We start from the raw sequence: 17,345 nt of genomic DNA, 5'->3' as shown, positions 1-17,345 counted from the left end.
GCCATGCGCACCGCCTGCTCCACCGCCCCCCTCCCGCCCGTCCCGGCGGATCCCGTCCCGCGTCCCGCCGTCACCGGCCTGCTGCCCCTGGTCACCCTGGCCATCGGTTTCGTCATGGCGATGCTGGACGTCACCGTCGTCAACGTCGCCCTGCCCAGCATCGCGCAGCAGTTCACCGTGCCGCTCACCGACCTGGTGTGGATCGTCGACGGCTACACGCTGACCTTCGCCGCCCTGCTGCTGGTGGCCGGCGCCCTGGCCGACCGCTATGGCGCCAAGACCATCTACCTGGCCGGGCTGGGCGTCTTCACGCTGGCCTCGCTGCTTTGCGGCATCGCGCCCGGCGGCGACCTGCTGATCGCCGCCCGCATGCTGCAGGGATTGGGCGCAGCGCTGTTCATGCCCAGCTCGCTCAGCCTGCTGACCCACGCCTACGAAGACGAGCAGGTGCGCAACCGCATGCTGGCCGCCTGGTCGGCCATCGTGGCGGTGGCCGGCGCCGCCGGCCCGCTGCTGGGCGGCGTGCTGATCCATCAATTCGGCTGGCGCGGCATCTTCCTCATCAACCTGCCGCTGGGCCTGGCCGGCCTGTGGCTGGCGCGGCGCCGCATCCAGGCCGCGCCGCGCCGTCCGCGCGCGCTCAACCCGTTGAGCCACGTGCTCGGCGTGGTGGCGCTGTCCGCGCTGTGTTTCGCGCTGATCCAGGGCAACGCCTACGGCTGGTCGTCGGCGCCCATCCTGGGCGCGGTCGCCCTGTGCGCGGCGGCCACGCTGGCGCTGGTGCGCCGCGAGCGGCGCCATGCCGAGCCCATCCTGCCGCGCGCGCTGTTCCAGACCCCGCAATTCGCGGCGGCCAACGGCGTCGGCTTCCTCATCAACCTCGCGGCCTATGGCCAGCTATTCCTGCTGAGCCTGTTCCTGCAGCATGCGCGCGGCGCCGACGCCCTGCAGACCGGCATCCAGCTGGTGCCGATGCTGGCCGTGTTCTCGATCGGCAACCTGCTGTCGCGCCGCGTCTCTGCGCGCTGGAACGTCTCGGCCGCGTTGCTGGGCGGCATCTCCCTGGCCACCGCCATGAGCGCGGTCGGCCTGCTCACCTTCGCGCCCGACATGCGCTACTGGCCGTTCGCGGTGATCGTGGCGCTGGCCAACCTGGGCGTTGGCATCGCGGTGCCCGCCATGACCAGCGTGGTGATGCAGGTCTCCGGCAAGCACCACGCCAACAGCGCGGCCGCCGCGCTGAACGCCAACCGCCAATCGGGCGCGCTGGTCGGCGTCGCGATCATGGGCACCATCCTGCACCTGCTGCCGGACTGGCACGCCAGCCTGCCCGCCGCCTACGCCATCATCGCGGCGGGCTACCTCGGCGCCGCGGCGCTGGTGTGGCGCTATCTGCGCCGGGCCCGCAACGCCTGACGCGCCGGTCCTCTCAAGTCGCGCGCAGGATCGCGACGCCCCGCCCGGCGAACGCGCGCTCGAACGCCGCCATGGGCACACAGGCATCGGCCTGCGCGCCGGGTTCGCCGGAAGGATTGTGGAAGATCACATGCGCCGGCGTGGCCCGCGTCACCAGCACCAGGTGCCCGCCCCTGGCCGGCGGCTCGCGCTCCGGCCAGCGGATCCACGGATGCACCGACGCCACGAAATAGGCCGCGCCGTCCATCAGCGCAGGCAACTCGTCCGCGCGCAGGTCCACCCGCACTTGCGCCCGCAGCCCGAATTGCTCGGCCACGAAGCGCACGAACGGCGCGTAGATCATTCCCTTGATGTGCCCCTCGGCGTTCTCCGTGTAGGCGCCATAAGGCAGGCTGCGACGCGCCAGTTCCAGCGTCGGATGGACCTGCCCGGTCTCGGCGGCCAGCACCATCTTCAGGCAGGCCATGCCGCAGACATGGCTGGCCCAGCGCGCATATTCCTCAACGTCGCGCGCGCCCGATGCGCGCCACGCCGGGTCATCCTCGAGGCGCAGTTCCTGGCGGATGATCTCGCCCGCCCGATGCGCCGATTCCCATTGGCAGAAGTACGGCACCGCTCGCCGTTCGCCGGATCGCGACGACTCCATGAAACGCTCCAGTCAGCAGTGAAGATACGCGCGGCCAGCCCGCGCCGGGCCGCGCCGCGGAAAAACACGCCACGCAGCCGCCACGATGGCGCCGGGGCTGCGCTATCTTGCCCGCCGGCCTCGCGCGTGGCAACCCTGCCCGCTTTGCTTCACAATGGGCCTTCCCATCGACATCCTCTGGAGCGCCGCATGACCGACTCGTCCCCCCACCCCGCCATCCGCCGCGTCGCCATCGTCGGCGCCGGCACCATCGGCGCCAGCTGGGCCGCGTTGTTCCTGGCGCACGGACTGGACGTCGTGGTCTGCGATCCCGCGGCCGACGCCGAGCCGCTGACACGCGCGCGCGTCGCCGCCGCCTGGCCGGTGCTGGCCGAACTGGGACGCGTCGCCGCGGGCGCGACGCCCGACACCCTGCGTTTCGAGCCCGACCTGGCCACCGCGCTGCAAGGCGTCGACTTCGTGCAGGAAAACGCGCCCGAGCGCGAAGACTTCAAGACCGACCTGTTCGCCCGCATGGACGCGCTGCTCGCGCCCCACGCGATCGTCGCCTCCAGTTCGTCCGGGCTCATCATGAGCCGGCTGCAGGCGCGTTGCCAGCACGCGGAGCGCTTCGTCATCGGCCACCCGTTCAATCCGCCGCACCTGATTCCGCTGGTGGAGGTGGTGGGCGGCAAGCAGACCTCGGACGCCACCATCGAGCGCTGCATCGCCTTCTATCGCCAACTGGGCAAGCACCCGATCCGCCTGAACAAGGAAGTGCCGGGTCACATCGCCAACCGCCTGCAGGCCGCCCTGTGGCGCGAAGCGATCCACCTGGCCGCCGACAACGTCGCCAGCGTGGCCGACATCGACGCCGCCGTGTCGCAAGGCCCCGGCCTGCGCTGGGCCCTGTTCGGCCCGCACATGACCTTCAACCTCGGCGGCGGCGCCGGCGGCCTGGCCAACTTCATGGACCACCTGCTGGGACCGGTGCAGACCTGGTGGGACGACCTGGGCTCGCCCGAGGTCACGCCCGAACTGCAACGCCGCCTGATCGATGGCGTCAACGCCGAGGCCGGCACGCGCAGCATCGCCGACCTGGTCGAAACGCGCGATGCGCAATTGACGGCGCTGCTGAAGATCCTGCAACGCTGACCCGGGCCGCCTGCCGCCGCTGGTATCCTATATCGACACCCTGCCACGCAGGCTCCCCACTCCCCATGCAGGAATGCCCCATGGTTTCCGTCATCCACGACACCGAGCACTCGCGCTACACCGCCACCGTCGACGGCGTACTGTGCGTGCTCGACTACCATCTGCGCGACGGCGTGATGACCATCACCCATACCGGCGTGCCCAGCCAGGTCGGCGGCCGCGGCATCGCCGCCGAACTCACCCGCGCCGCGCTGGACTCGGCCCGCGCGCAAGGCTGGAAGGTACGGCCGCAGTGCTCCTACGCCGACGTCTACATGCGCCGCCATCCCGAATACAACGACCTGCTCGCCTGATTCACCGTGACCACGCCAGACCCGATTGCCTGTCCCTGCGGCACGGCCAGGCCCTACGCCGCCTGTTGCGGCCGCTGGCACCAGGGCCCGCAGGCCTTGCAGGCCCCCACCGCGCAAGACCTGATGCGCTCGCGCTACAGCGCCTTCGTGCTGGACCGGCTCGCCTACCTGCTCGACACCTGGCATCCCGGCACCCGGCCGGCCTCGCTTGAACCGAACCCGCCGGGCCTGAAATGGCTCGGCCTGACGGTCAAGCAGGCTCGCGACCAGGATGCCGATCACGCCACCGTCGAATTCGTCGCGCGCAGCCGCCTGGCCGGACGCGCCAGCCGGATGCACGAAGTCAGCCGTTTCGTGCGCGAAGGCGGACGCTGGTACTACGTGGACGGCGACCTAGGCTGACGCCAACCGACGGCGCGATACTTCACCGTCCTCGCCCACGGCCCGCTTCAACACCTCGATCAGATTCGCCACCGCGCCACCCGCCGCGGCGCGCGCTTCGCCCACGATCGCCAGTTCGGTATGCGGCGCCGGCGCCAGCCCTTGCGCCGCGCCGAGTATCCCGTGCTCCGGCAGGCAGGCGAACGCCGGCAGCAACGAGATCCCCAGCCCCGCCGCCACCGCCGCCTGCACGCCCGTCAGGCTCTGGCTGTGATACGCGGCGCGCCAAGGCAGGCCGGCGCTTTCCAACGCGTAGATCATGCGCTTGCGATAGATGCAGCCCTGCGGAAACAGCACCAGCGGCACGGGTGCCTCGCCCCGCAGCAGGGCCTTGTTCCCCACCCAGACCAGGCGCTCGGGCCAGGACGCCAGGCACGGGCCATCGCCCGGCTCACGCTTGATCAACGCCAGGTCCAGCTCCCCCGCGGCCAGCCCCGCCTTCAGATCGGTGCTCATGCCGCTGCCGGTTTCAAGACGGATCTCCGGATGGCTGGCGGCGAAGCCGGCCAGCAGCGCCGCCAGCCGCGACACATCGAAATCCTCCGGAATACCCAACCGGATCGCCTGCATCCGCCGCGGCGCCGACAGCACCAGCTCGGCCTCGTCCGCCATCGCCAGCAGCTTGCGCGCATAGGCCAGCATCAACTCGCCATCCTCGGTGGCCTGCACCTGGTTGCCGGCCCGGTCGCGCAGCAGCAAGGTCTTGCCCACGGTCTGCTCCAGCTTGCGCACCTGCTGGCTCACGGTCGATTGCGTCCGATGCACCCGCCCCGCCGCCCGCGTGAAACTGCCTTCATCGACCACGCAGACGAGGGTCCTCAACAGTTCAAGATCAAGCATGGTGTGTCCTCGGGTGTGTTCTTGTGGCGTGTCCGATGGCATCCCATGCGACGCCTGACGTTGTGCCAGGCAAATGGAAGCAAGGTTGCCCGTGTCCGAATCGATCCCGTGCCACACAGGTCAGGAGCCACGCCTCAGCGATATTTATTATTCCACTGACGTGAGTCCAATTATTAATTTTACAACTCACCAGGCCAAATCCTAAGCTGGTTCCATCTCCAACGGCGCCAAAAAGGAATTCCCATGCCCCTGGACCATCTCCCCCGCCCGCAATGGCTCACGTTCGACTGCTACGGCACCCTGATCCAATGGGATGAAGGCCTGCAGGCCGCGGTCGCGCGAATCCTGGCCGCGGGCGAAACGCGCCAGCACACGCCGACGCCGGCGCAATTCCTGCACGTCTACGACGAACACGAACACCGCCTGGAGCGCACCCCGCCCCATATGCGCTTCGTCGACGTCACCCGCGAATCGCTGCGGCTCACCATGGGCGACCTCGGCCTGGCCTACCGGCCGCAGGACGCCGAGCTGCTGACAGGCAGCATCTCGGCCATGCCGCCATTTCCCGAGGTGGTCGACACCCTGGCCGCGCTGAAACGCGCCGGATTCCGCCTGTGCATCATCTCCAACACCGATGACGCCATCATCGCCGGCAACGTGGCGCAACTGGGCGGCCACATCGACCGCGTCATCACGGCCGAGCAGGCGGGCGCCTACAAGCCGTCGCGGCGCATCTTCGCCCACGCCCACGAAAGCCTGGGTGTCACGCCTGATGAGGTCGTGCACATCTGCGCCAGTCCGCACCTGGACCACGCCGCCGCGCGCGATATCGGCTTCCGCTGTGTCTGGATCGACCGCGGCACCGGCCGCCAGCCCTTGCCGGACTATCGCCCCGACGCTACTGTATCGAGTCTGGATAAAGTCCCCGGCCTGTTCCAACAGGCCGGCTGGATCTGAAATCTGGATCCGAATCCGCGGGCCGGCAGCGCAAGCCGCTGCCGGCCTTGCCCGACAAGATCCCGGCCCGCGTGCTCAAGGCAAGGCAATGGGCATCAGGATTTCGGCATTTCGGCATTCCTCCACCCTCCCATCACTTTCGACTCTGACTTCGGGCTGCCCATGAACAAAGACCCCCACTTCGCCGATGCGCTCTTTCATGCCGAGCGCGTCGCGGCCCTGCGCGCCGACCTGGCGCTGGCCCTGCGCGCGGCCGCCGCGCACGGACTCGGCGAAGGCGTCTGCAACCACTTCAGCGTGGCGCTGCCCGGCGACACCGATCATTTCCTGCTGAATCCTCGCGGCCTGATGTGGAACGAGGTCCAGGCCGACGATATCGTGCTGGTCGACGCCCAGGGCCGGAAACTCGCGGGACGCCACGAAGTCGAGCCCACCGCCATGTTCATCCACGCCGCGATCCACCGTATCGCCGGCAAGGCCTGTGTGCTGCACACCCACATGCCGTACGCCACGGCCCTGACGCTGACGATCGATCGGACGCTGGACACCACGCTGTCCCAGAATGCCATGCGCTTTCACGGCCGCATCGCCGTCGATGGCGAATACAACGGCCTGGCCCTGGATGCCAGCGAAGGCGAACGCATCGCCCACGCCATGCAAGGCGCCGATATCGCGTTCCTCGGTAATCACGGCGTGGTGGTCTGCGGCGAACGCCTGGACTATGCCTACGATGACCTGTTCTTCCTCGAGCGCGCCTGTACCGCCCAGGTGCTGGCGCAATCCACTGGCCGGCCCATGGCGCCGGCGGATCCACAAATCGCCGCCAAGGTCGCGGAGCAGATCCAGAGCGAACGCCTGCAGTCGGAATTGTTCTTCGCCGCGCTACGACGCCAGCTGCCGGATGCCGCACAGCGCCAGGCCAGTTGATGTCCGCAGGAGCCACCCGCCAGGCGCATGATGCTGCGGCGGTGATGACGTCACTGCCAAGATCGGCATCAACGCGTCGCACCAAGGCGCCGCCAGCTCGGAAAGAGGAAACAGGCGGCGCTCCTGCATGAAGAGCGGCCAGGCCACTTAATCCTGGCCACAAAGCAAAAACCCCGCAGGCGTCAGCCTGCGGGGTTTTCTTTTGGAATAACTGCCTGATACTGACCTACTTTCACAGACGTCCGTCCACTATCATCGGCGCGAAGGCGTTTCACTGTCCTGTTCGGGATGGGAAGGAGTGGTACCACCTTGCTATGGGTATCAGGCTTGACCTGCCGAGCATCCTGCCTCGATGGCGAACGCTCCAATCCTGGGTACTGCATGGCCAGCTTCGTGCGCGACGATCAGAGCCTGGCTCAATAATCCTGCCGCGCGCATAAACGGGCTTTTCACAAAAGACAAAACCCCACAGGCGGAGCCTATGGGGTTTTGCGGAATAAAAGCCTGACGATGACCTACTTTCACAGACGTCCGTCCACTATCATCGGCGCAAAGGCGTTTCACTGTCCTGTTCGGGATGGGAAGGAGTGGTACCACCTTGCTATGGTCGTCAGGCGTAACTGGTTGAGAGATTGTCCTTTGTGGGACAACCGCTCCAATCTTGGAAGAAGCGCAACGTGTGGGGGATCAGAGGCTAGCTCGATGATCCCGCACAGTGGGTGTAATTGGTGTTGGCTGGCTGCTGACGGGGCAGCCAGATTTTGTATTGAACGACACTTGGAACGCTACATCACCAGGTCATAACCATCAGTGTTATAGGATCAAGCCTCACGAGCAATTAGTATCGGTTAGCTTAACGCATTACTGCGCTTCCACACCCGACCTATCAACGTCCTGGTCTCGAACGACTCTTTAGGGGGATCAAGTCCCCGGGATACCTAATCTTCAGACGAGTTTCCCGCTTAGATGCCTTCAGCGGTTATCTCTTCCGTACTTAGCTACCCGGCAATGCCATTGGCATGACAACCGGTACACCAGAGGTACGTCCACTCCGGTCCTCTCGTACTAGGAGCAGGCTCCGTCAAGTATCCAACGCCCACGGCAGATAGGGACCAAACTGTCTCACGACGTTTTAAACCCAGCTCACGTACCTCTTTAAATGGCGAACAGCCATACCCTTGGGACCGGCTACAGCCCCAGGATGAGATGAGCCGACATCGAGGTGCCAAACACCGCCGTCGATATGAACTCTTGGGCGGTATCAGCCTGTTATCCCCAGAGTACCTTTTATCCGTTGAGCGATGGCCCTTCCATTCAGAACCACCGGATCACTATGTCCTGCTTTCGCACCTGTTCGACTTGTCAGTCTCACAGTCAAGCACGCTTATGCCATTGCACTATCAGCACGATTTCCGACCGTACCTAGCGTACCTTCGAACTCCTCCGTTACACTTTGGGAGGAGACCGCCCCAGTCAAACTGCCCACCATGCACTGTCCCCGATCCGGATAACGGACCAAGGTTAGAACCGCAAACAAACCAGGGTGGTATTTCAAGGATGGCTCCACGTGATCTAGCGACCACGCTTCAAAGCCTCCCACCTATCCTACACAGGCCGGTTCACAGTCCAATGCAAAGCTACAGTAAAGGTTCATGGGGTCTTTCCGTCTAGCCGCGGGTAGATTGCATCATCACAAACACTTCAACTTCGCTGAGTCTCAGGAGGAGACAGTGTGGCCATCGTTACGCCATTCGTGCAGGTCGGAACTTACCCGACAAGGAATTTCGCTACCTTAGGACCGTTATAGTTACGGCCGCCGTTTACCGGGGCTTCGATCAAGAGCTTGCACCCCATCACTTAACCTTCCGGCACCGGGCAGGCGTCACACCCTATACGTCGACTTTCGTCTTTGCAGAGTGCTGTGTTTTTAATAAACAGTCGCAGCCACCGATTCTCTGCGACCCCATCATGCTAAGCGCGCAGGCGCTTCACACTACCGGGGTATACCTTCTCCCGAAGTTACGGTATCAATTTGCCGAGTTCCTTCTCCTGAGTTCTCTCAAGCGCCTTGGAATATTCATCCCGTCCACCTGTGTCGGTTTGCGGTACGGTCTCGTACAGCTGAAGCTTAGAGGCTTTTCTTGGAACCACTTCCAATCACTTCGCAAGCAATGCTCGCTCGTGCCATACCCTTGATTTACGCGCCCGGATTTGCCTAAGCGCCATCTTCGATACAGCAACAGGGACATCCAACACCCTGATGATCTTCCGCGATCCGTCCCCCATCGCACTGTACGACGGTACTGGAATATTAACCAGTTTCCCATCAGCTACGCATCTCTGCCTCGCCTTAGGGGCCGACTCACCCTGCGCCGATGAACGTTGCGCAGGAAACCTTGGACTTACGGCGAGGGGGCTTTTCACCCCCTTTATCGCTACTCATGTCAGCATTCGCACTTCTGATACCTCCAGCAGCCTTTACAAGCCACCTTCGCAGGCTTACAGAACGCTCTCCTACCGCGTGCACTAAAAGTGCACACCCGCAGCTTCGGTTTATCGCTTAGCCCCGTTACATCTTCCGCGCAGGACGACTCGATCAGTGAGCTATTACGCTTTCTTTAAAGGATGGCTGCTTCTAAGCCAACCTCCTGACTGTCTATGCCTTCCCACTTCGTTTCCCACTTAGCGATAATTCGGGACCTTAGCTGGCGGTCTGGGTTGTTTCCCTCTTGAGTCCGGACGTTAGCACCCGGTGCTCTGTCTCCCAAGCTGTACTTGCGGGTATTCGGAGTTTGCCATAGTTTGGTAAGTCGCCATGACCCCCTAGCTATAACAGTGCTCTACCCCCCGCAGTAATACTTGAGGCACTACCTAAATAGTTTTCGGAGAGAACCAGCTATTTCCAGATTTGTTTAGCCTTTCACCCCTATCCACAGCTCATCCCCTAATTTTTCAACATTAGTGGGTTCGGTCCTCCAGCACGTGTTACCGTGCCTTCAACCTGGCCATGGATAGATCATCTGGTTTCGGGTCTACACCCAGCGACTGAATCGCCCTATTCGGACTCGCTTTCGCTACGGCTTCCCTATTCGGTTAACCTTGCCACTGAATGTAAGTCGCTGACCCATTATACAAAAGGTACGCAGTCACCCCACAAGGAGGCTCCTACTGTTTGTATGCATACGGTTTCAGGATCTATTTCACTCCCCTTCCGGGGTTCTTTTCGCCTTTCCCTCACGGTACTGGTTCACTATCGGTCGATCACGAGTATTTAGCCTTGGAGGATGGTCCCCCCATCTTCAAACAGGATTTCACGTGTCCCGCCCTACTTTTCTTACGCTTAGTTCCACACACAAAATTTCGTCTACAGGGCTATCACCTGCTACGGCCGGACTTTCCATTCCGTTCGACTATCTTGCATGCTAAAACGTAAAGGCTCTTCCGATTTCGCTCGCCACTACTTTCGGAATCTCGGTTGATTTCTTTTCCTCGAGCTACTGAGATGTTTCAGTTCACCCGGTTCGCTTCCACTGACCTATGTATTCAGTCAGGGATACTCCTTGCGGAGTGGGTTTCCCCATTCGGATATCTGCGGATCAAAGCTTGTTTGCCAGCTCCCCGCAGCTTTTCGCAGGCTACTACGTCCTTCATCGCCTGTGATCGCCAAGGCATCCACCATATGCACTTAGTCGCTTGATCCTATAACGCTGTAGGCTATAGGACCTGAGTATTAGCGTTTGTGCCGTTCATAAGTTTCAAAGCAGTCTGAGGTTATTCACCCCAGTCTTGAGAACTTGGAACAAAATTAATGCAATCACAACCCGTACTTATCTTCATCAGCTTGCGCCGAGTACTTGATAAGTACATTTCGTTGTGCTTCTTCCAGATTGTTAAAGAACGAATATAGCTGTCAGGTAAAACCTAACTCATAAGACCGGGCAGAAATTATCTACACGACGCTATGAGTTAGCCTCTACATCACCACCAGGTGATCTTAAAGTCTTGGTGGAGGTGAACGGGATCGAACCGATGACATCCTGCTTGCAAAGCAGGCGCTCTCCCAGCTGAGCTACACCCCCATATTCACGGTATCAACTACCTGCGAATACTTGGTGGGTCTGGTTGGATTCGAACCAACGACCCCCGCCTTATCAAGACGGTGCTCTAACCGACTGAGCTACAGACCCAAAACCTTCTCGGATCAGTAGTCAGGAGTCATGGACACAGGGAGGAATCCCTCTACCCAAGCCCACAACCGATCCCAGCTATATATCAAACAACCGATAAGAGTGGACGCTTAACACGAGCACTAAGCTCTGAAAGGAGGTGATCCAGCCGCACCTTCCGATACGGCTACCTTGTTACGACTTCACCCCAGTCATGAATCCTACCGTGGTAATCGCCCCCCTTGCGGTTAGGCTAACTACTTCTGGTAAAACCCACTCCCATGGTGTGACGGGCGGTGTGTACAAGACCCGGGAACGTATTCACCGCGACATGCTGATCCGCGATTACTAGCGATTCCGACTTCACGCAGTCGAGTTGCAGACTGCGATCCGGACTACGATCGGGTTTCTGGGATTGGCTCCCCCTCGCGGGTTGGCGACCCTCTGTCCCGACCATTGTATGACGTGTGAAGCCCTACCCATAAGGGCCATGAGGACTTGACGTCATCCCCACCTTCCTCCGGTTTGTCACCGGCAGTCTCATTAGAGTGCCCTTTCGTAGCAACTAATGACAAGGGTTGCGCTCGTTGCGGGACTTAACCCAACATCTCACGACACGAGCTGACGACAGCCATGCAGCACCTGTGTTCCGGTTCTCTTGCGAGCACTACCAAATCTCTTCGGCATTCCAGACATGTCAAGGGTAGGTAAGGTTTTTCGCGTTGCATCGAATTAATCCACATCATCCACCGCTTGTGCGGGTCCCCGTCAATTCCTTTGAGTTTTAATCTTGCGACCGTACTCCCCAGGCGGTCAACTTCACGCGTTAGCTGCGCTACCAAGGCCCGAAGGCCCCAACAGCTAGTTGACATCGTTTAGGGCGTGGACTACCAGGGTATCTAATCCTGTTTGCTCCCCACGCTTTCGTGCATGAGCGTCAGTGTTATCCCAGGAGGCTGCCTTCGCCATCGGTGTTCCTCCGCATATCTACGCATTTCACTGCTACACGCGGAATTCCACCTCCCTCTGACACACTCTAGCTCGGTAGTTAAAAATGCAGTTCCAAAGTTAAGCTCTGGGATTTCACATCTTTCTTTCCGAACCGCCTGCGCACGCTTTACGCCCAGTAATTCCGATTAACGCTTGCACCCTACGTATTACCGCGGCTGCTGGCACGTAGTTAGCCGGTGCTTATTCTGCAGGTACCGTCAGTTTCACGGGGTATTAACCCATGACGTTTCTTTCCTGCCAAAAGTGCTTTACAACCCGAAGGCCTTCATCGCACACGCGGGATGGCTGGATCAGGGTTTCCCCCATTGTCCAAAATTCCCCACTGCTGCCTCCCGTAGGAGTCTGGGCCGTGTCTCAGTCCCAGTGTGGCTGGTCGTCCTCTCAAACCAGCTACGGATCGTCGCCTTGGTGAGCCGTTACCCCACCAACTAGCTAATCCGATATCGGCCGCTCTAATAGTGCAAGGTCTTGCGATCCCCTGCTTTCCCCCGTAGGGCGTATGCGGTATTAGCTACGCTTTCGCGTAGTTATCCCCCGCTACTAGGCACGTTCCGATACATTACTCACCCGTTCGCCACTCGCCACCAGACCGAAGTCCGTGCTGCCGTTCGACTTGCATGTGTAAGGCATCCCGCTAGCGTTCAATCTGAGCCAGGATCAAACTCTTCAGTTTAATCTCTGTATTTGTTTCGTATTTCTTAGTTCCGAAGAACCGAGTCATACGTCGCTACTCAAAGGAAGTGAGGTATGTTCTTAAACTTGACGTCTAAGGTACTTCACTTCTAGTGAGCACTTGATTTCATTGTGCTTGTGACCGAAGTCACTATGCACTCGCATCAAGCGCCCACACTTATCGGTTGTTTAATTGTTAAAGAGCGGTACTGCTAAATTCTGTACTACTTACTGCATCTTCTGCTTTCTTCGGCGATTTCGCTTTCGCGTCGATCGCTGTGTCAGCAGCAGAGAAACGAGATTATGAAGAAGTTTTTATCGTTTGTCAAGTCAGCGTCGTTTGATTCACTTCGCTTTCTTGCCTACGACCTCTTCAGGTCTCACCAGGCTCGCGCCCGGCTTTCTCTTTAGCAGCTATCGAAATATCAGGGTTAACCCTAAGTTTTCGGTAACTGCCAAGCCTGAAACTATAACACAACTTTTGCAGATTATGCAACCGGCTTTTGCCTAATTTGCATCCTATCTTGCAACCCCGCCGCGCCGGTGAATCGCTTCACTTTCACAGCAGCTCCGGATCACTCCAGAGGTTGGTTACCGCCCAGTCGGCTTGCAACGTCTTTCAGACCACCCTACCGGGTAAACCCTGATTTGCCGTCACCAGCCAAGCCCAAGACTATAGCACAATTTTTGCAGGTTATGCAACTGGCTTCTGCCTGATTTGCACCACCTTTTGCAAAATTCGCTGACTGCCGGTTCGAGAGAATCATTGCTGACCCACCGCCTTGCTGCCCTGCGGCAGATCCGTTCGCCGTAGCGTTCGAATCCGTTGCACTTGCCTAGCCTCGCTGCTCAACAAAACTGCTTGAACTGCGAAGGAGCGAGACTATAGCACAGAATTTTGGCTTGTCACGCCAGGATGACACTCGTTTTGCAGAAAGATGATGTTTTCCCCTGCGCAGCGGCTCGGGGATCCCGGGTGGCGGCTGGATAGCGGCCCCATTGGGGCCATCCTCTGCAAGGTTGGCGAACACCATCTGTAGCCCCCATTGCGTGCTGCGTCTATCAGACGTCACGTCAGTCGCTGACAGCGAGCCACCGATCAGGCGTCTCCCGATGCATTCCCCTGTAGATGATCTCTATATAGAGAGTCTCTCCATATAGAGGCTTATAGCGGGAGTGTATCGAGCTGCCATACCAGCATCGGAAGCAGACTCTATATATAGGGGGGGGGAGAGCGAAGCTCGCTCCCCCGATGGCGAGCCCCTCCCCCAGCTGTGTGCCACTCCCAGGCTGTGCGCTACTCCTCCAGTGCCCCCATCCCGGGGGCATCCTTCCTGTCAGCGTGCCCGTCAACGGTCAGTCAGCGCGGCAGCTACCCAGCAGCTAACTGCCTATATATAGAGACGCGGTGGAATGGGATATCTGGAAAGACAGCCGGCCACGGCAGGAGTGGAAAGGCACGCGACCTGCCACCCCGGCCATCCTGCCCCGGTCACCAGCGCAAGGTGTCGATGCGAGTGACCCGCTTGAGCGATTGCTCGACCGTGGCCTGGTTCACCAGCCATTCCGGCGCACCCACGTCCTTCAGCATGTGGACATCCATCTCGTCCGCCAGGTTGCGCAGGACCCTGTCGGCACGCCGTTGGCGATAGGCGCGCCAGAGACGAACGATGAAACCGCCCGACGGCAGGGCCGCGCGGTTGGCGCCGGATGCCGCGGTTGCCGGGTCGCGCGTCATCGGTTGGGAAGCCAAGATGGCCGGCGCCACGGACGGCGTCATCTCGGGCGCGTGAGTCCGCGTGGGCGACGGGCAAGCGGCGCCGAAAGCGGGAGAGGTCTGGATGCAGGTTTGGGCGGACATGGCTTGGCTCCTCGATTTAGTCCGTTTTGGTAAGCGTATCCGCCCAAACTGCCGCTGAAAATCGAATTGTTTTACCCAGGACGGTCAGTTAAGCTAACCAATCGAACCATTCCCTCCGTGGGCCGGCCTGCCTCTCCCCTACGGAGTGCCCGTGAAACTGCCTGGCGTCCCGCCCCCCTTTCCCATGCGCCTGCCCCTGAATACCCTGCCCGCCTTCCGCGCCGTCGCTGAACTGCAGAACCTGCGGGCCGCGGCCGAACGCCTGCATCTGACCCACAGCGCGGTCAGCCAGCAGATCAAGGGATTGGAAGAACAGTTGGGCTTTCCCTTGTTCGAGCGCAGCGGGCGAGGCATCGTGCTGAACCCGGCCGGCGCGGCGCTGTTGTGCCGCGTGCAGAGCGCAATGGTGTTGCTGGACGAGGGCCTGATGGCGGCTTCGGCCGCCGCGACCGGCAGCGCGCAGCAGTTGCGCGTGTCGGTGCTGCCCTCGTTCGCGCAGCGCTGGCTGCTGCCGCGCATGACGCGCTGGCACAAGCGCCACCCGGACCTGTCGCTGCAGATCGAGACGTCGCAGCAGGTCGTGGATCTGCTGCGCGACGGCTTTCACGCCGCGCTGCGATTCGGCCGCGGTCCGTGGCCGGGCGTCGAGTCCGAGCCGCTGTTCGACATGCCGTTGCCCCTGATCGCGCTGGCCTCGCCGGAAACGGCGGCGGCCTTGCCTGACAACACGCCCGAGACGCTCGCGCGCCAACCCCTGCTGGGCGACCGCGACATGTGGCAGCACTGGTTCAATGCGGCGGGGCTGAGCGTGCCGGTGACGCCGGTCGCCACCTTCAACGATGCCGGCATGATGCTGCAGGCCACCGAGCAGGGCCTGGGCATCACGCTGGGACGCGAGTTGCTGGCGGCGGACGCGATCTGTGCCGGGCGGCTGGTGCAGGTGTCACCGGTGACCGTGCACTATGAGCAGGCCCAGACCTATCACCTGGTCTACCGGCCCAGCCTGCGCGATTGGGAGCCGCTGGTGGCGCTCAAGCAATGGCTGCGCGACGAGCTGGAACGCTCCAGCAAGAGCCTGGTGACCGCCGCTGGCCATGATGCGGCCAAAACGGCACGGGACAGGAAGGAATAGCTCGAAGGGAACGGCTCGGAAGGAGTGCCCCGCCGTCGGTCCCGGGTCGCCCCGGGCCTTATACGGCGCGCCGCAAACCAGGGCGCAATCAGGCGACCTTGCGGGTCGCGGGCGGCACCGCCCGCATGCTGTCGGTCTCGTTGAAGCGCTGGTGCCACGCGAACGCCTCTTCCAGCAGATGGGGCGTCTGGCCGCCGCGCTCGCAGGCCCGGTCGAAATAGTCCTGCAAGGCCTCGCGATAGGACGGGTGCACACAATGCTGGATGATGGCGCGGGCGCGTTCGCGCGGCGCCAGGCCGCGCAGGTCGGCCAGGCCGCATTCGGTGACGAGGACGTCGACGTCATGCTCGGTGTGATCCACGTGGGACACCATCGGCACGACGCTGGAGATGTCGCCGTTCTTGGCCATGGATTTCGACACGAAGATCGCCAGGTGCGCATTACGGGCGAAGTCGCCGGAACCGCCGATGCCGTTCATCATATGCGTGCCGCCGACGTGGGTCGAGTTGACGTTGCCGTAGATGTCGAACTCCAGCGCGGTATTGATGGCGATGATGCCCAGGCGGCGCACGATCTCCGGCGCGTTGCTGATTTCCTGCGGGCGCAGCACGATGCGCTCGCGGTAATGATCGATGTTGGCGAGGATCTTCTCATACACCGGCTTGGATACCGTGATGGAGGAGGCCGAGGCGAAAGCCAGCTTGCCCTGGTCGAGCAGCTCGATGGCGCTGTCCTGCAGCACTTCCGAATACATCGTCAGCCCGTCGAAATCCGACGATTCAAATCCGTGCAGCACGGCATTGGCGATGGTGCCGATGCCGGCCTGCAGCGGCAGCAGCGAATTGGTCAGGCGGCCGGCGTCCACTTCGCGGCGCAGGAACGCGTTGATGTGCGCGGCGATGGCGTTGGTCTCGGCGTCCGGCGGCAAGGCATTGGAGGGGCTGTCCGGCTCGTGCGTGATGACGATGGCGGCGATCTTGTCGGGGTCCACCTCGATGAACGGCTGGCCGATGCGCTGGTCGGCCGACACCAGGCCCATGGGCTCGCGGTTCGGGCGCCCGGCCGGCACATAGATGTCGTGCAGGCCTTCGATCGCGGCCGGCACGCCGAGGTTCAGCTCGATGATGACGCAGCGCGCCTGCTGCGCGAACGAGGCCGAATTGCCCACCGACATGGTCGGCACGATGGCGCCGCTCTCGGTGATGGCGGCGGCCTCGATGATGGCCACGTCGACCGGGCCGATGTGGCCGGCGCGCAGTTGCTCGGCCGTCTCGGACAGGTGCTGGTCGATGAAGGCGATCTCGCCCTGGTTGATCTTGCGACGCAGGGTGGTGTCGACCTGGAACGGCATGCGGCGCGCCAGCGCGTTGGCCTGCGCCAGCATCTTGTCGGTGTCGTGGCCCAGCGAGGCGCCCGTGATGAGGGTGATGGCGAGCGGTTCGCGCCCGGCCCGTTCGGCCAGCGCGGCCGGCACCGACTTACAGTCGCCGGCGCGGGTGAAGCCGCTCATGCCGACGGTCATGCCGTCCTGCACCAGCAGGGCCGCCTGTTCAGCGGACGTGATCTTGGCGCGTAGCCCGGGATGGCGGATACGGTCGGTATGCATGGTGTCTCCAGATTCAAAAGCCGGCGGCTCGCGGCCGGACGCGGCGGTTCGGCCGCTCGTCGCATCCAGGCGCCGTCTAGCGCGGCGTTTCCTGATGCCCGAAGGGCCTGGCAGGCCGGCTTCGGGACGAATTTTTCGCAGTATAGGAAGCACCAGCCAAATCTCGTAATGACTTAAAATCAT

At 61.9% G+C, this 17,345-nt stretch carries 11 protein-coding genes, 2 tRNA genes and 4 rRNA genes; 7 read left to right on the top strand and 10 right to left on the bottom strand.

The features are described 5' to 3' along the window. The first annotated feature begins 3 nt into the window (after positions 1–3). A complete protein-coding gene (locus I6I07_RS15020) occupies positions 4–1,416 on the top strand; it encodes an MFS transporter (RefSeq protein ID WP_198487241.1) in 1,413 nt (470 codons plus the stop codon). Between the two features lie 13 nt (positions 1,417–1,429). Here the strand turns inward: I6I07_RS15020 and I6I07_RS15015 are convergent, their stop codons facing one another. After that, entirely contained in the window at positions 1,430–2,062 is a 633-nt protein-coding gene (locus tag I6I07_RS15015; protein ID WP_198487240.1) for a hypothetical protein, read from the bottom strand. Positions 2,063–2,251: 189 nt separating this feature from the next. On the opposite strand from I6I07_RS15015, the gene I6I07_RS15010 reads away from it, so the two are divergent. The 3 genes from I6I07_RS15010 (at position 2,252) to I6I07_RS15000 (ending at position 3,951) form a co-directional block, all read left to right on the top strand. Further along, a complete protein-coding gene (locus I6I07_RS15010) occupies positions 2,252–3,196 on the top strand; it encodes a 3-hydroxyacyl-CoA dehydrogenase NAD-binding domain-containing protein (RefSeq protein WP_006390625.1) in 945 nt (314 codons plus the stop codon). 80 nt (positions 3,197–3,276) lie between these two features. Further along, positions 3,277–3,549 (top strand): GNAT family N-acetyltransferase, encoded by a 273-nt coding sequence (locus tag I6I07_RS15005; protein WP_198487239.1) that lies wholly within the window; start codon positions 3,277–3,279, stop codon positions 3,547–3,549. Positions 3,550–3,555: 6 nt separating this feature from the next. After that, positions 3,556–3,951: a YchJ family protein gene (locus I6I07_RS15000; RefSeq protein ID WP_198487238.1), complete on the top strand. Its 396-nt coding sequence runs from the start codon at positions 3,556–3,558 to the stop codon at positions 3,949–3,951. Here the strand turns inward: I6I07_RS15000 and I6I07_RS14995 are convergent. Further along, complete coding sequence (locus tag I6I07_RS14995; protein ID WP_198487237.1) at positions 3,943–4,830, bottom strand: LysR substrate-binding domain-containing protein; 888 nt, start codon at positions 4,828–4,830, stop codon at positions 3,943–3,945. The genes I6I07_RS15000 and I6I07_RS14995 overlap by 9 nt on opposite strands. A gap of 243 nt (positions 4,831–5,073) precedes the next feature. Between I6I07_RS14995 and I6I07_RS14990 the strand changes: the two genes are divergently transcribed. Both I6I07_RS14990 and I6I07_RS14985 read left to right on the top strand, forming a co-directional pair. Beyond that, entirely contained in the window at positions 5,074–5,787 is a 714-nt protein-coding gene (locus I6I07_RS14990) for a haloacid dehalogenase type II (RefSeq protein ID WP_198487236.1), read from the top strand. Between the two features lie 162 nt (positions 5,788–5,949). Beyond that, entirely contained in the window at positions 5,950–6,714 is a 765-nt protein-coding gene (locus tag I6I07_RS14985; RefSeq protein ID WP_198487235.1) for an aldolase, read from the top strand. Between the two features lie 213 nt (positions 6,715–6,927). On the opposite strand, the gene rrf (I6I07_RS14980) is transcribed toward I6I07_RS14985, so the two are convergent. The 7 genes from rrf (I6I07_RS14980) to I6I07_RS31705 form a co-directional block, all read right to left on the bottom strand. Next, positions 6,928–7,040, bottom strand: a 5S ribosomal RNA gene (gene rrf / locus I6I07_RS14980). Positions 7,041–7,216: 176 nt separating this feature from the next. Further along, positions 7,217–7,329, bottom strand: a 5S ribosomal RNA gene (gene rrf / locus I6I07_RS14975). Between the two features lie 202 nt (positions 7,330–7,531). Beyond that, positions 7,532–10,413: ribosomal RNA gene (locus I6I07_RS14970) — 23S ribosomal RNA — on the bottom strand. A gap of 304 nt (positions 10,414–10,717) precedes the next feature. Beyond that, positions 10,718–10,793 (bottom strand) — tRNA-Ala (locus tag I6I07_RS14965). 31 nt (positions 10,794–10,824) lie between these two features. Further along, positions 10,825–10,901 (bottom strand) — tRNA-Ile (locus I6I07_RS14960). A 132-nt stretch (positions 10,902–11,033) separates the two neighbouring features. Continuing rightward, positions 11,034–12,564: ribosomal RNA gene (locus tag I6I07_RS14955) — 16S ribosomal RNA — on the bottom strand. The 16S, 23S and 5S rRNA genes sit together here with 2 tRNA genes alongside, the layout of an rRNA operon. A gap of 1,491 nt (positions 12,565–14,055) precedes the next feature. Continuing rightward, the gene (locus I6I07_RS31705; RefSeq protein WP_232626090.1) at positions 14,056–14,424 is read right to left on the bottom strand and encodes a hypothetical protein; all 369 of its coding nucleotides are present in this window, start codon (positions 14,422–14,424) and stop codon (positions 14,056–14,058) included. Positions 14,425–14,608: 184 nt separating this feature from the next. On the opposite strand from I6I07_RS31705, the gene I6I07_RS14945 reads away from it, so the two are divergent. After that, complete coding sequence (locus I6I07_RS14945; protein ID WP_198487537.1) at positions 14,609–15,556, top strand: LysR substrate-binding domain-containing protein; 948 nt, start codon at positions 14,609–14,611, stop codon at positions 15,554–15,556. An 88-nt stretch (positions 15,557–15,644) separates the two neighbouring features. On the opposite strand, the gene I6I07_RS14940 is transcribed toward I6I07_RS14945, so the two are convergent. Beyond that, positions 15,645–17,162: an acetyl-CoA hydrolase/transferase family protein gene (locus I6I07_RS14940; RefSeq protein ID WP_198487234.1), complete on the bottom strand. Its 1,518-nt coding sequence runs from the start codon at positions 17,160–17,162 to the stop codon at positions 15,645–15,647. Positions 17,163–17,345: the final 183 nt, after the last annotated feature.

Source organism: Achromobacter deleyi (assembly GCF_016127315.1).
GTDB classification, from domain to species: domain Bacteria; phylum Pseudomonadota; class Gammaproteobacteria; order Burkholderiales; family Burkholderiaceae_B; genus Achromobacter; species Achromobacter insuavis_A.
This window is presented reverse-complemented; position numbering and strand designations above follow the sequence as displayed.

Bases quoted from the DNA above. Each gene is read 5' to 3' on its own strand.
- I6I07_RS15020 (WP_198487241.1), top strand. From the start codon at position 4: ATGCGCACCGCCTGCTCCACCGCCCCCCTCCCGCCCGTCCCGGCGGAT.
- I6I07_RS15015 (WP_198487240.1), bottom strand. From the start codon at position 2,062: ATGGAGTCGTCGCGATCCGGCGAACGGCGAGCGGTGCCGTACTTCTGC.
- I6I07_RS15010 (WP_006390625.1), top strand. From the start codon at position 2,252: ATGACCGACTCGTCCCCCCACCCCGCCATCCGCCGCGTCGCCATCGTC.
- I6I07_RS15005 (WP_198487239.1), top strand. From the start codon at position 3,277: ATGGTTTCCGTCATCCACGACACCGAGCACTCGCGCTACACCGCCACC.
- I6I07_RS14995 (WP_198487237.1), bottom strand. From the start codon at position 4,830: ATGCTTGATCTTGAACTGTTGAGGACCCTCGTCTGCGTGGTCGATGAA.
- I6I07_RS14990 (WP_198487236.1), top strand. From the start codon at position 5,074: ATGCCCCTGGACCATCTCCCCCGCCCGCAATGGCTCACGTTCGACTGC.
- I6I07_RS14985 (WP_198487235.1), top strand. From the start codon at position 5,950: ATGAACAAAGACCCCCACTTCGCCGATGCGCTCTTTCATGCCGAGCGC.
- I6I07_RS31705 (WP_232626090.1), bottom strand. From the start codon at position 14,424: ATGTCCGCCCAAACCTGCATCCAGACCTCTCCCGCTTTCGGCGCCGCT.
- I6I07_RS14945 (WP_198487537.1), top strand. From the start codon at position 14,609: ATGCGCCTGCCCCTGAATACCCTGCCCGCCTTCCGCGCCGTCGCTGAA.
- I6I07_RS14940 (WP_198487234.1), bottom strand. From the start codon at position 17,162: ATGCATACCGACCGTATCCGCCATCCCGGGCTACGCGCCAAGATCACG.